Source organism: Sphaerisporangium sp. NBC_01403, from assembly GCF_045040145.1.
Taxonomy (GTDB): Bacteria; Actinomycetota; Actinomycetes; order Streptosporangiales; family Streptosporangiaceae; genus Sphaerisporangium; species Sphaerisporangium viridialbum.
Window position 1 is genome coordinate 3,070,325 of the sequence record NZ_CP109534.1, and the last position, 13,673, is coordinate 3,083,997.

Sequence of the window (13,673 nt, forward strand, 5' to 3'; positions counted from 1 at the left end):
CCCTCATGGAGGCTGTCGCCGATACCTGCGGGGGCAAGGCTGGCGCACTCGGCGCGTTGCTCCGCGCGGGTCTGCCGGTTCCTGACGGCTACGTCGTCTCGTTCGCCGCTTACCTCGCCGCTGTCCGCGACCTGGACCTCGGGCGGTTCGCTGGCGAGTCGGACGATCTTGACGCCACGCGGCAGGTGATCGAGGCCCGCCCGGTCCACGCCACCGTGATCGATGCGCTGGGACGCGCACTCGACGAGCTCGGCGATCCGCCCGTGGCGGTAAGATCATCGGCAGCAAATGAAGACACCGGTCAGGCATCGGCGGCCGGTCAGCACGAGAGCTTCCTCGCTGTACACGGAGTCAGCGAGGTCGCCGATGCCGTACGTGCCTGCTGGGCCTCGCTGTTTTCTCCACGTGCCATCGACTACCGGCGTGCCTCCAGCCGCGACGACCAGCCGTCCGACGATCTTGTGATGGCCGTCATCGTCCAACGCCACCTGGACGCCGAGGTATCCGGGGTCATGTTCACACCCGCAGACCCAAACGACGCCACCCAGATCGAGGCGTCCTGGGGCCTCGGCCCCAGCATCGTCGGGGGCAAGGTCACGCCTGACGCCTACCGCGTCGCCGACGACGGGTCGGTCACACGCACCATCGCCGACAAACGAACCCGCCTCGACCGGCGCGGCACGCAGCTCGTCATTCGCGACGTGCCCGCCCGTACCCGGAACCAACCGACGCTCGACGACGCGACCGCCACACAGCTGGCCAGGTTGGGCAAGGAGATTGCTGCTCTACTGGGTGGACCGCAGGACATCGAGTGGGCGATCGTCGACGGCCGCACCTGGATTCTGCAAGCACGGCCGGTCACCGCCGCACCCCCGCCACCAACATCGCCTTCCGGCACCTCGGATACCCCAGCCGCCACACTCACCGGAACACCAGGCAGCCACGGGACTGTGACCGGCACCGCGAGAATCGTCCGCGGTCCCGGCGACTTCGCACGCGTGCACCCGGGCGACATCCTCGTCTGCCCCTTCACCGACCCCGCTTGGACGCCACTGCTGCGCATCGCCGCCGGCGTCATCACCGAAACCGGAGGCGTGCTCTCCCATGCCGCGATCGTCGCTCGCGAGCACGCCATCCCCGCCGTCCTCGGCATCCCGAACGCGACCAGCAGGCTCCACGACGACACCATCATCACCATCGACGGCACCACCGGCACCGTCACGGCGACAAACGCGTGACTGATCACTTCCGTCCCTGGCCGGGAGTCATCGCCAGAAGTCGCACGCCGCCGACGTGGCAAGAGTGTCAGCAGTCGCAACGGCACGGACCCCGCCCCGTTCGCTGACGATGATGCGCCGCCCGGCCGCGCACGGCCTCCTCGGTGTCTGCCAGATCAAGAGCCGACCCCACCCAAGCATCCCGCCGCCGAACCCACAGCCACGGATCGAAAGGAGATGGGAAGCGGGCCCGCACGGACACCGCGCCCCCAACTACTAATGACAACGCGACACCTCTACCTAGCACGCCACGGCGCGGCCGACGCGTTCGGGGAGCTCATCGGCATTGGGCGCCGGCAGGCTGGCCTGCTGGGCGAACGGCTCGCCAGCGTACCGGTCGACGCCGTGTGGCACTCTCCGCTACCACGCGCGGTAGCAAGCGCGCACGAACTCGCCCGGCATCTACCGAACGTGCCCGTGGCTGAGGCCGCCGAACTCGTTGACCACGTGCCCTACGTTCCCGGTGCGGCCGAAACACCCCCGTCCTGGGCCGGCTTCTTCGACGGCTACGACGACACCGAGGCAGCCTCGGGCCAGAGGCTCGCCGAGGCCCTGGTTGCCCGGTTCGCGAAGGCCCCCGACGCGACCGCGAAAGGGACGCAACCCAACACACACGAGGTCCTGGTGACGCACGCGTACCAGATCGCGTGGCTGGTGCGGCACGCACTGGACGCGCCGCCATCCCGGTGGCTCGGACTGAACAGCGCCAACACCGCACTGACGGTCATCGAGTACCGCAACGGCCTGCCGCCTACGATCGTGATGTTCAACGACATGAGCCACCTCCCGCCCGACCTGCGCTGGACCGGGTTCCCCGAAGGCATGAGGCCGTGACGTGGCTCCTTGGACGGCAGCTCACTCGCCGCCGCGACGATGTGCGGGCAGTACTGGCCAGCTCATCGGCGGGCAGCCTGGCCGGGATGTACGTCAGCCCGTGCCGGGGGACAGGTCGCGTTGCATGAGGAGCGTGTCGACCCAGCGTCCGTGCTTGTGGCCCACCTGCCTGAGCAGCCCGGCGTCGGTGAAGCCGAAGCGCCGGTGCAGGGCCGCCGAGGCGGTCTCCCCGGTGTCGGCGATGACCGCGATCACCTGCCGGGCACCGGCCTCGGCGCACCCGGCCAGCAGGGCGGCAAGCAGCGCGCGGCCGAGCCCCCTGCCGGTCGAGCCGGGGGCGAGGTAGATCGAGTCCTCCACCGTGTGCCGGTAGGCCGGTTTGGGGCGGAACGGGCCCGCGTAGGCGTACCCGGCCACCTGGCCGGCCACGTCGGCGACCAGGAACGGCAGCCGCCGCCCGGCCAGGTCCGCCAGCCTGCGCTCCCAGTCGGGCACGGTGGGCGGGACCTCCTCGAAGGTGGCGAGGCTGCCGGTCACGTAGTGGGAGTAGATCGCCGCGACAGCCTCCAGGTCGGCGGGCACGGCCGGGCGGATGAGGGGTTCGTCGTTCGGCACCTGTCGTCTCCGCGGTCGGTTCAGCCGTCCCCGGCGCCGGGATCCCCGGGCGCCGGCCGGGCGGCCATGGTCTCCAGGTAACGCCGCTCGGGAATGCTGGTGGTGCCGCGCGCCGCGGCCCTGTATCGGTCGCGGGCCGCGTCGTGCTCACCGGCCATCTCCAGCAGGTGCGCGCGGACCGCGTCCAGACGGTGGTGCCCGGCGAGCCGCTCGTCGCCGTCGAGCGCGGCCAGCAGGTCCAGCCCGGCCTCCGGCCCCTTGACCATGGCCAGCGCGACGGAGTGGTTGAGCGTCACCATGGGGTTGGGCGCGACGCGGCCCAGCAGCTCGTACAGCGCCAGCACCTGCGCCCAGTCGGTGTCCTCGGCCCGTGGCGCCTCGGCGTGCACCGCGGCGATGGCCGCCTGCAGCTGGTAGGGGCCGAGCGCCCTGTGCGACAGCGCGCCGGTGATCAGCGCGATGCCGCTCTCGATCTGCTCGCGGTTCCACCGGCCGCGGTCCTGCTCGGCCAGCGGGACCAGCGTGCCGTCGGGTTCGGTGCGCGCCATGCGCCGCGCGTCGGTGAGCAGCATGAGCGCCAGCAGCCCGGCCACCTCGCCGTCGCCGGGAAGCAGCCGGTGGACGGCCCGGGTCAGCCGCATCGCCTCCCCGGTCAGGTCGGCGCGGTGCAGGTCCGGGCCCGAGCTGGTGGTGTACCCCTCGTTGAAGATCAGGTACAGCACGTGCAGGACCACGCGCAGCCGTTCGGCCCGCTCGGGCTCTGGGGGCATGCGAAAGGGGATGCCGGTGGCCTTGATGCGCTGCTTGGCCCGGCTGATGCGCTGGGCCATGGTCGCCTCTGGCACCAGGAACGCGCGGGCGATCTGCGCGGTGGTCAGGCCGCCGACGGCGCGCAGGGTGAGCGCGAGCTGGGAGGCCGGCGACAGCGCGGGATGGCAGCACAGAAACAGCAGCGTCAGGGTGTCGTCCTGATCCGGCGGAGCGTCCTCTCCCGGGCCCGGTGTCGCGGCGTCGGCGTCCGGGACCATGGCCGCGACCGCGACCTCCCTGGCCCGGCGCGCGTGGTCGCTGCGCCACAGATCGGTCAGCCGGCGCGAGGCCACGGTGACCAGCCACGCCTTGGGGCTGTCGGGGATGCCCTGCTCCGGCCACTGCACCGCGGCCGCCAGCAGGGCCTCCTGCACGGCGTCCTCGGCGGTGTCGAAGTGCCCGTGCCGCCGTACCAGGACGCCGACGACCTGCGGCGCCAGCTCGCGCAGCAGGTTCTCGACCTGGGTGTCCGTACTCACATCTCCGTCCCGCGTGCTCGGTGGGCCTCGGTGGCCTGGTCGTGGCCGGCCCGGTCGTGCGTCGTCCGGTCGACCAAGTCCTCGCGGTCAACCAGCCGGTCCTCGCAGTCAACCAGGTGAGGGCCGCGGACGGTTCCCCATCCTCTCCCATGCGAGAGGGTGTCGAATTCCGCCCGCCCGCTCCGACCCAATAGCGTGAGGCGCCCGCACGGGGCGCCTCGCCGTCTCTCGAAACAGGAGCGGTCTTTCCATGGATACCAATACCGCGACCACGGCGGATCCGCGCGTCACCGGCTCTCGGGCCGGGCGGCGGGAGTGGGTGGGGCTCGGCGTGCTGGCACTGGCGGCCCTGCTGGTCTCGATCGATGTGTTCGTGCTGCTGCTGGCGCTGCCCCGGCTGAGCGAGGACCTCGGCGCGAGCGCCACCCAGCAACTGTGGATCATGGACGTGTACGGGTTCATGCTGGCGGGGCTGCTCATCACGATGGGCACCCTGGGCGACCGCATCGGGCGCCGCCGCCTGCTGCTGATCGGCGCCGCCGCGTTCGGGGCCGCCTCGGTGCTGGCGGCGTACTCCACCGGCCCGGGGATGCTGATCGCGGCCCGGGCGCTGCTGGGGGTCGCCGGGGCGACAATGACCCCCTCCACGATGGCGCTGATCGGCAACATGTTCCGCGACCCCCGGCAGCGGGCCGTGGCCATCAGCGTGTGGATGGTGTGCTTCATGTCAGGCGCCGCCGTCGGCCCACTGGTGGGCGGGGCACTGCTTGAGCACTTCTGGTGGGGGTCGGTGTTCCTGCTGGGCGTGCCGGCGATGGGCCTGCTGCTGGTCTTCGGGCCGGTGCTGCTGCCCGAGTACCGCGACACCGCCGCGGGCCGGCTCGACCTGACCAGCGTGGCGCTGTCCCTGGCCGCGATCCTGCCGGCCATCTACGGCCTCAAGGAGCTGGCCAGAGACGGCCTGCAGGTCCTGCCCGTCGCGGCGGTGCTGGCCGGCGCGGCCTTCGGGGTGGCGTTCGCCCGCAGGCAGCGACGGCTGGCCGATCCGCTGCTGGACCTGAGGCTGTTCGGCAACCGGTCCTTCACCGCCGCCATGGGCGGCATGATGGCGGGCACCCTGCTGATGGGCGCGATCATGCTGTTCATCACCCAGTACTTCCAGCTGGTCGCCGGGCTGTCGCCGCTGCGGGCCGGGCTCGCCATGCTGCCGGCGGTGGCCACCTCGATCGCCGGCGCCCTGCTGTCCCCGATCCTCGCCCGCCGCGTCCGCCCGGCCTACCTCATCAGCGGCGGCATGGCCGTCGGCGTGGCAGGCCTGCTGGCGATCACCCAGGCCGGGCCACAGCACGGCCTGGTGGCGGTGGCGCTCGGGTTCGCCCTGACCAACCTCGGCGGCGGGCCGATGGTGGTGCTCAGCCTCGACCTGGTCATCGGCTCGGTCCCGCCCGCCAAGGCCGGCCTCGCCGCCGGGATGAACGAGACCGGCTCGGAGTTCGGCTACGCCCTGGGCATCGCCACGCTCGGCAGCCTCGGCACCGCCGTCTACCGTGCCCACATCGCCGGAGCCGTCCCCGAGGGTGTGCCCGCCCAGGCGGCCACCGCCGCCCGCGACACCCTCGCGGGCGCCCTCACCGCCGCCTCTGACCTCGCCGGCCCGCTGGACGCCCGGCTGCTCGCCGCCGCGCGCGAGGCCTTCACCGCGGGGATGCACGTGGCCGCCTGGGGCAGCGCCGTGCTGCTGCTCGGCACCGCCGTCCTCACCCTGGCCCTGCTCCGGCACGTACCCCCAAGCGGCCGGGAGTCGCACGCGCGTACGCCCGGGTGAGCGCCGGAGGTCAGCGCCAGCCGGAGGTGTCCACGCCCCCGGGGACCGGCGCCGCCGGGTCGTACGGCTCGCGGGTGAACACGAAGGTGTTGAGGTCGAGGTGGCCGGGGGAGCCGTCGGGCCGGCGCACCAGGCGCAGGGTCTCCCCGGCGTAGTAGCCGTCGAGGCCGAGCCAGGTGCCGTCGGCCTGCGCGGCGAACCGGGAGGCCCGGCCTGGGCCGCCCACGGGGGTGAGCGACACGTCACGCCCGGGCAGCAGGCGCAGCAGGTAGGCGGCGGGCCCCCAGTACCAGGGGCCGGTGATCTCCAGCAGGTCGGCGTCGGCGGGGGAGGGCGCCCACTCGCGCGGCATGGGCGGCTCGTGGGTGTCCAGGATGTCGAGCAGGTCGGTGGCCACCGAGGCGCGCAGCCCCGAGGTGGCGTTGGCCATCGCCAGCACGCTGACCCGGTCGGCCGGGTCCGCCCAGACCACGGCGAGGAACCCCGGCATCGACCCGCCGTGCCCGACCAGGCGCCGCCCCCGGTGGCGCAGCAGCTGGACGCCAAGGCCGTGGCCGACGCTCCAGGTGTCGGCGTCCTCCACGGCGGCGGGCTCGCGCATCTCGGCGAGCGTGGCGCCGCGCAGGACCCTGTCGTCGCCGCCGGACAGGAACGCCGCCCACCTGGCGAGGTCCGCGGGGGTGGACCACAGCTGCCCCGCCGGGGCCATGGCGCCCGCGTCGTGCTCGGGCTCGGGCAGCAGCACGTCGGCCCACGGGTGCACGGCGTACCCCCGGGCGTGCGGCTCGCGGGGGCGGGTCGTGGTGTCGCGCATGCCCAGCGGCTCGAGGATCTCGGCCCGCACCGCCTCGGCCCAGCCGGCCCGGCGGTGCCGCGCGACCAGCTCGCCCAGCAGGGCGAAGCCGAGGTTGGAGTAGTGGAACCGGCGGCCGGGACGGTGGCGGGCGGTCTGGACGTCCAGGGCCCCGGCCAGGGCGTCCATCTCGACGCCGGGAGTGCGCTCCCACCACCCGCCGGGCGGCTCGGCGGTGAGCCCTCCGGTGTGCGAGAGCAACTGGGCGATGGTGACGTCGCCGACCGGGGTCGCGGCGACGTGCTTGGACAGCGGATCGTTGAGGTCGAGCAGGCCCTCGTCGCGCAGCCGCATCACCAGCACGGCGACCATGGTCTTGGTGATCGAGCCGATGCGGTACTGGGTGGCGGGGGTGGGGGCGGCGCCCTCGGCTTTGCCCCGGGCGCCGAACCAGACCGGCTCGCCGTCGCGCAGCACCATGGCGGCCAGCGAGGGCATCCGCGTCTCGGCCTGCTCGATGGCCACGCGGCGCAGCAGCGCGCGAGCCGTACCCTCCAGAACCGCCGGCATCCGGCCGCCCTCCCCGAATCGGTAAGCCGCTTGGAAACAGCTGACACATTACCGGGGATCAACCAGGGCCTGCCCTCGCCCGGGTACGCGCGGGCTGCGGGAGAATACCGGCCATGACCACCCAGGAGGCAGGCCGTCCCCCCGGCGTCGAGCTGTCCGCCGTCCTCGAGCGCATCACCTACGCCAACGAGGAGACCGGGTACACCATCGCGCGGGTGGCCGTCGAGCGGGGCGGCGCCGACCTGGTGACCGCGGTGGGGCCGCTGCTCGGCGCGCAGGTGGGCGAGAGCCTGCGCCTGACCGGCCGGTGGGGTTCCCATCCCAAGTACGGCAGGCAGTTCGAGGTGTGGTCCTACACCACGGTCCTGCCGGCCACCGTGCAGGGCATCCAGCGGTACCTCGGGTCCGGGCTGGTCAAGGGCATCGGCCCCAAGATGGCCGAGCGCATCGTCGGCCATTTCGGGGTCCAGACGCTGGAGGTCATCGAGACCGCGCCCGGGCGGCTGGTGGAGGTGCCCGGGCTCGGCCCCAAGCGCACCAAGATGATCGCCGCCGCCTGGGAGGAACAGAAGATCATCAAAGAGGTGATGATCTTCCTGCAGGGCGTCGGGGTGTCCACCTCGATCGCGGTGCGCATCTTCAAGCAGTACGGCGACGGCTCCATCGCGGTGGTGCGGAACGAGCCGTACCGTCTGGCCGACGACGTGTGGGGCATCGGCTTCAAGACCGCCGACACCATCGCCCAGGCGGTCGGCATCCCGCACGACAGCCCCGAGCGGGTCAAGGCCGGCCTGCGGTACACCCTGTCGCAGGCGGCGGACGGGGGCCACTGCTACCTTCCCGCGCCCAACCTCGCCGGCGACGCGGTGAAGATCCTCGAGGTCCCGCCGGAGCTGGTGACGAGCTGCCTTGAGGAGCTGGTCGCCGCCGAGGGCGTGGTCCGCGAGGACGTCCCGGCGGGCGACGGCGTGGTGCCCGCGGTCTACCTGGTGCCGTTCCACCGCGCCGAGCTGTCGCTGGCGGGCGGCCTGCGTCGCCTGCTGGACTCCGGTCACGACCGGCTCGCCGCCTTCCACGGGGTCGACTGGCCGGCCGCGCTGGACTGGCTGCGCACCCGCACCGGCGCCGACCTGGCCCCCGAGCAGTCCGAGGCGGTACGGCTGGCGCTCACCTCCAAGGTGGCCGTGCTGACCGGCGGGCCCGGCTGCGGCAAGAGCTTCACCGTGCGCTCCATCGTGACCCTGGCCCGCGCGAAGAAGGCCAAGGTCATCCTGGCCGCCCCGACCGGCAGGGCCGCCAAGCGGCTCGCCGAGCTGACCGGCCACGAGGCCACCACCGTGCACCGGCTGCTGCAGCTGCGTCCCGGCGGCGAGGCCACCTTCGACCGCGACAACCCGCTGGACGCCGACCTGCTGGTGGTCGACGAGGCGTCCATGCTCGACCTGCTGCTCGCCAACAAGCTGGTCAAGGCGGTCGCGGCCGGAGCCCACCTGCTGTTCGTGGGCGACGTCGACCAGCTGCCCTCGGTCGGCGCGGGCGAGGTGCTGCGCGACCTGCTCGCCGCCGGCACCCTCCCCCGGGTACGGCTGACGCAGATCTTCCGCCAGGCCCAGCAGTCGGGGGTGGTGGTCAACGCCCACCGCATCAACAGCGGCCTGCATCCGGCCCTTTCGGGCATGGGCGACTTCTTCCTGTTCCCCTGCGAGGAGCCTGAGGAGATCGCCGCGCTCACCGTCGACGTGGTGGCCCGGCGCATCCCGCGCAAGTTCGGCCTCAACCCCCGCCGCGACGTGCAGGTGCTCGCCCCGATGCACCGCGGCGCGGCCGGTGCGGGCAACCTCAACAACGCGCTCCAGGAGGCGCTGACCCCCTCCCGGGAGGGCATGCCCGAACGCCGCTACGGCGGCCGGGTGTTCAGGATCGGCGACAAGGTCACCCAGCTGCGGAACAACTACGACAAGGGCGTCGCCGGGGTGTTCAACGGCACCGTCGGCGTCGTCACCGACCTGCGTCCTGAGGAAAGCAAACTCACCGTGCTCACCGACGAGGACGAGAGCGTCGAATACGCCTTCGACGAACTGGACGAGCTGGCGCACGCCTACGCCGTCTCCATCCATCGTTCGCAGGGCAGCGAATATCCCGCCGTGGTGATCCCCCTGGCGACCAGCGCGTGGATGATGTTGCAGCGCAATCTTCTCTACACCGCGGTCACCCGCGCCAGGAAACTCGTGGTGCTCGTCGGCTCGCGCCGCGCGCTGGCCCAGGCCGTACGGACGCGCGGGGCGGGGCGCCGGCACACCAGCCTCACCCACCGGCTCAGCCAGGGCTGACCGGGAGCGGGGTCTCCCACACCGGCCCGGTGGCGGGTCCGTGCCCGGCCGCCGGCCGGTTCACGAGACGGGGCGGTTTCACGCGTGAACACCATCCGCGCACGCGCGTGTGCACCCTTTGACCGGCTCATACCCTGACAATCCCATTGGATCTTCTTGACGGCCTCGGATGGCTTTCCTGGTCCGCATTCCCAGTTCAAGGTGACCGAAATGTGATCTATCTCGCCCAAAAGATGTACGTTCGGGTGGCAATCCCTATTAGGGTTTTTTCATTGCACTTTGCCGCCGTGGGGGAGAGGTCTGTGCGGGACTTTCGTCATCGTCTGAGGACTCCGATCGCCGGGCTGGCCGTGGTCACCGCCGGCCTGCTGATGGTGTCGTGCTCCAGCGGCGCGGGGCCGTCCTCGTCGGGCCCCGGCGGGGGCGGCACGAGCGCGCCGGCGAAGCCCGCCCCCCTGATCAAGATCAGCCCGGCGAAGGGCGCCGACAAGGTCCGTCCCGACAAGAGCGTCGTGGTCACCGCCAGCAACGGGGAACTGGAGGAGGTCACCGTCCAGGCCGGCGGCAAGACCCTCAAGGGCGAGTTCGACGCCGCGCGCACCAAGTGGGTCTCCAAGGGCCCGCTGAAGCTCTCCAGCGACTACACCGTCTCGGCCAAGGCCAGCGGCGACGGCGGCCCGGCCGAGGTGACCAGCACCTTCACCACGCTCAAGCCCGCCCAGGAACTGCGGATCGCCGACATCACCCCGAACCTCAAGGGCGAGACCGTCGGCGTCGGCATGCCGATCATGGTGAGGTTCAGCCGGCCGGTCGGCGACAAGAAGGCCGTAGAGGAGTCACTGGAGGTCACCGCCGAGAAGCCGGTCGACGGCGCCTGGCGCTGGATCGACGACTCGCTGGCCATCTACCGGCCCGCCAAGTACTGGCCCGCCCACCAGAAGGTGCGGTTCGCCGCCCGGCTCGAGGGCGTGCGCGCAGGCAAGGACATGTACGGCGTCAAGAACTACGCCACCACGATGAAGGTCGGCGCGGCGTGGATCAGCAGCGTCGACGTCCGCAGCCACTCGATGGTCGTCCGCAAGGACGGCAAGGTCGTCCAGAAGATGGCGATCAGCGCGGGCAAGGCCACCTCCCGCGAGTACACCACCACCAACGGCGTCCACCTCACCATGGAACGCGGCAACCCGGTCACCATGATCTCCCCCGGGAAGAAGGAAGGCGACCCCGGCTACTACAAGGAGATCGTCGACCACGCCGTGCGCATCTCCAACAGCGGCGAGTACGTCCACAGCGCCCCGTGGTCGGTCGGCTCGCAGGGCCGCGCCAACGTCAGCCACGGCTGCGTCAACGCCCGCCCCGACCAGGCCAAGTGGTTCTACGACAACTTCCACCGCGGCGACGTCGTCAACATCGTCGGCACGAACCGCGCGCTGGAGTGGAACAACGGCTGGGGCTACTGGCAGCTTCCGTTCAAGCAGTGGAAGAAGGGCAGCGCGCTCGACGCCTGAGGCCATCCGCGACCAGCTCATGCGACGGCCCGCCGGCTCACCGCCGGCGGGCCGTCGTGGTCTGCGGGCCGGGCACACCTAGGCGGCGGGGCGGAGCCCCCGCCTGGCGGCCAGTTCCAGGGGCGAGTACGCGCCGTCGGGCCGGTCGAGCCGCAGCGGCTCCTTCAGCAGCAGCGGGCCCTGCGACATGAACCGCGGCACCGTACCGAGGTGGGCCTGGGCGGCGTGCACCAGGAACGGGTGGCACAGGAAGGCGTCTCCGGCGGAGCCGGTCACCAGGGCCAGCGGGCGCGCGGCGCTCGCGTCCACCAGCGCGGGGTACAGACCGGCGAAGTCCGGCCCCGCCGCGCCGTACGGCTCCAGCACCCCGGGCACGTCCAGATGCGACCCGACCCGGATGCGGGTGGGCGCGTCATCGGGGCCGACGTCGGAGAACAGCAGCAGCAGGAGCATGGTGTGGGGGTACAGCGCGACCCCCCACGAGCCGTCGGCCCGGGGGACGCAGGAGTCCACATGCCAGCCGGTGTCGTCGGCCGGCGGCAGGCCGGGGAAGCGGATGGGGAAGTTGCCCACGGAGCCCCGGGGCAGCCAGCGGCCCGGCCCGGCGAGCTCGTCGTAGGCGGCGCGCAGCCGGGGCGAGTCGATCGCCGGCCTGAACGGGCCCTCGCCGGTCTCGTCGGCCGCCCACATCACTGGTTGCGTCCACCCCGACCGGTCGTCGGGGCTCAGGCCGATCTTGTCCCAGAGGATCGCCCGCGCCTGGTCGGCGATCTCCCGCGGGAAGGCCTCGCGCAGCGGCAGGAACCCCTCCTCGATGAAACGCTCGATGTCGGCGTCGTCGAAAACCCGCACGCGGCCTCCCGGTCAGTGCCCTCGTCTACGGCGCCCGACGCTACCCGCCCTGCCGATGCCCGCTCCACCGAATTATCCGGCCGCATCCGGCGCGCCGCCCTCGGCTCGACGAAGAGGCGCGCGGCGCCGAACCGGACGGCCTCATGCCGCGCCGCCTGGAGACCGGTTGAGCGGTCCCCGCCGGGAACGGATGAGGTCCGCGAGCGAGGGGCCGCCACGGAGGCACCACAGGGCGATGACCGGGTCGCAGATGGCGCAGCCGAGGGACGAGTCATGGGCGAAAGGGATGATCGGGTTGCCCTTGAGGTGGTGCAGGACGTCCCATGCGGTGTGCAGCAGCCAGCCGATGCCGATGAACGTCCACGACTCCAGCCCCCGGTAGGCGCAGTAGGTGACGGCGGCGGTGAAGGCGAACTCCCAACCGCCCAGGCCGCCGCCGCTGAGGTAGGCGGCTCCCGCCCCGGCCACCATGACGGCGTTGAAGCGGCGCCGGTGCGGTTCGCGGATCAGCGACGTCACCACGGCGTAGAGCAGGCCGATCAGCACCGGCGGGACGACATTCATGATCATCTGATGGCCCCCGTGCGCCGGAAGCCGATGCGTACCTGGACCGGGCCGGTGCCGGGGGAGACGAACGGGCGCATGTTCCTTCTCTCGTCGATGTTGGAAAGCGCCACTGACGCTAACCGGCCGCCGACTCATCTCCCAGTGGCATTTCTGACACCTATCACCGGGATACCGCCATACGGCTGACCAGCAGACTCCTCCGTAGCAGCAGATCCAGAGCCTTGGCGGGATATACGCGGACGGGTAGCGTTCCGCCATGCACACTGTGGCCGTCCTCGCGCTCGACCAGGTGATTCCCTTCGATCTGTCCACCCCGATCGAGGTCTTCACCCGTACGCGATTGCCGGACGGCCGTCCCGGCTACCAGGTGCGCGTCTGCGCCGAGCGTCCGGAGGTGGACGCCGGCGCGTTCACCCTGCGCGCCCCCTGGGGGCTGGACGGGCTGGAGGGCGCCGACACGATCATCGTCCCCGGCACCGCGAGCCCGATGGGACTGCTGTCACCGGCCGTCCACCACGCCCTCACGGCCGCCGCCGCCCACGGCACCCGCATCGCTTCCATCTGTTCGGGCACCTTCCCTCTGGCCGCCACCGGACTGCTCGGCGGCCTGCGTGCCACCACCCACTGGGCCGCGGCCGACCTGCTGGCCGCCGCATACCCGGACATCGAGGTAGACCCCGGCGTCCTCTACGTCGACAACGGGCAGATCCTCACCTCCGCGGGTGCCGCGGCCGGGCTGGACCTGTGCCTGCACCTGATCCGCCGTGACTACGGGTCCGCCGTGGCGGCCGACGCCGCCCGGCTGTCGGTCATGCCGCTGGAGCGGGAGGGCGGGCAGGCCCAGTTCATCGTCCAGCCGCTCCCGTCCAGGACCCGAGGTTCCGCGCTCGAGCCCCTGCTCACCTGGCTGCAGGCTTCGCTGGCCCGCGACCTGACGGTGGCCGACATCGCCGCCCACGCCGGCATGAGCACCCGTACGCTGATGCGCCGCTTCCGGGAGCAGACCGGCACGACCCCGCTCCAATGGCTGCACCGCGCCCGCGTCCGCCAAGCCCAGCACCTGCTGGAGACCACCGGCCACACCGTCGAACGCATTGGCACTCAGGTCGGCTTCGCCTCCTCCACCGCTTTCCGTGACCGCTTCAAGCGCGTCACAGGCGTCAGCCCCCACACCTACCGGCGCACGTTCCGCTGAGCTCGCGTCATCGCGGTG

The 13,673-nt window shown here is 72.0% G+C and carries 11 protein-coding genes; 6 read left to right on the plus strand and 5 right to left on the minus strand.

Annotation, left to right across the window (positions count from 1 at the left end):
- Nucleotides 1-5: 5 nt before the first annotated feature.
- Together OG589_RS13965 and OG589_RS13970 are read left to right on the plus strand one after the other, a co-directional pair.
- A complete protein-coding gene (locus OG589_RS13965; protein WP_405149239.1) occupies nt 6-1,238 on the plus strand; it encodes a PEP/pyruvate-binding domain-containing protein in 1,233 nt (410 codons plus the stop codon).
- Between the two features lie 258 nt (nt 1,239-1,496).
- A complete protein-coding gene (locus OG589_RS13970) occupies nt 1,497-2,111 on the plus strand; it encodes a histidine phosphatase family protein (RefSeq protein ID WP_405149240.1) in 615 nt (204 codons plus the stop codon).
- A 93-nt stretch (nt 2,112-2,204) separates the two neighbouring features.
- Here OG589_RS13970 and OG589_RS13975 read toward each other — a convergent pair whose 3' ends face one another.
- Both OG589_RS13975 and OG589_RS13980 read right to left on the minus strand, forming a co-directional pair.
- Entirely contained in the window at nt 2,205-2,726 is a 522-nt protein-coding gene (locus OG589_RS13975) for a GNAT family N-acetyltransferase (protein WP_405149242.1), read from the minus strand.
- A 20-nt stretch (nt 2,727-2,746) separates the two neighbouring features.
- Nucleotides 2,747-4,015 (minus strand): RNA polymerase sigma factor, encoded by a 1,269-nt coding sequence (locus OG589_RS13980; RefSeq protein ID WP_405149244.1) that lies wholly within the window; start codon nt 4,013-4,015, stop codon nt 2,747-2,749.
- 250 nt (nt 4,016-4,265) lie between these two features.
- Here OG589_RS13980 and OG589_RS13985 point away from each other — a divergent pair, with 250 nt between their 5' ends.
- Nucleotides 4,266-5,840, plus strand: coding sequence for an MFS transporter (locus tag OG589_RS13985; protein ID WP_405149246.1), 1,575 nt, complete (start codon nt 4,266-4,268; stop codon nt 5,838-5,840).
- A gap of 10 nt (nt 5,841-5,850) precedes the next feature.
- On the opposite strand, the gene OG589_RS13990 is transcribed toward OG589_RS13985, so the two are convergent.
- Nucleotides 5,851-7,203: a serine hydrolase domain-containing protein gene (locus OG589_RS13990; protein WP_405149248.1), complete on the minus strand. Its 1,353-nt coding sequence runs from the start codon at nt 7,201-7,203 to the stop codon at nt 5,851-5,853.
- 113 nt (nt 7,204-7,316) lie between these two features.
- On the opposite strand from OG589_RS13990, the gene OG589_RS13995 reads away from it, so the two are divergent.
- Nucleotides 7,317-9,533, plus strand: a complete 2,217-nt coding sequence (locus tag OG589_RS13995; RefSeq protein WP_405149250.1) for an ATP-dependent RecD-like DNA helicase — start codon at nt 7,317-7,319, stop codon at nt 9,531-9,533.
- 302 nt (nt 9,534-9,835) lie between these two features.
- Nucleotides 9,836-11,041, plus strand: a complete 1,206-nt coding sequence (locus OG589_RS14000; RefSeq protein WP_405149251.1) for an Ig-like domain-containing protein — start codon at nt 9,836-9,838, stop codon at nt 11,039-11,041.
- Between the two features lie 78 nt (nt 11,042-11,119).
- Here the strand turns inward: OG589_RS14000 and OG589_RS14005 are convergent, their stop codons facing one another.
- Both OG589_RS14005 and OG589_RS14010 read right to left on the minus strand, forming a co-directional pair.
- The gene (locus tag OG589_RS14005; RefSeq protein WP_405149253.1) at nt 11,120-11,893 is read right to left on the minus strand and encodes a phytanoyl-CoA dioxygenase family protein; all 774 of its coding nucleotides are present in this window, start codon (nt 11,891-11,893) and stop codon (nt 11,120-11,122) included.
- A gap of 141 nt (nt 11,894-12,034) precedes the next feature.
- Nucleotides 12,035-12,463 (minus strand): DUF6010 family protein, encoded by a 429-nt coding sequence (locus OG589_RS14010; RefSeq protein ID WP_405149255.1) that lies wholly within the window; start codon nt 12,461-12,463, stop codon nt 12,035-12,037.
- A gap of 253 nt (nt 12,464-12,716) precedes the next feature.
- On the opposite strand from OG589_RS14010, the gene OG589_RS14015 reads away from it, so the two are divergent.
- Nucleotides 12,717-13,655: a GlxA family transcriptional regulator gene (locus OG589_RS14015; protein WP_405149257.1), complete on the plus strand. Its 939-nt coding sequence runs from the start codon at nt 12,717-12,719 to the stop codon at nt 13,653-13,655.
- The last annotated feature ends 18 nt before the right edge of the window (nt 13,656-13,673 follow it).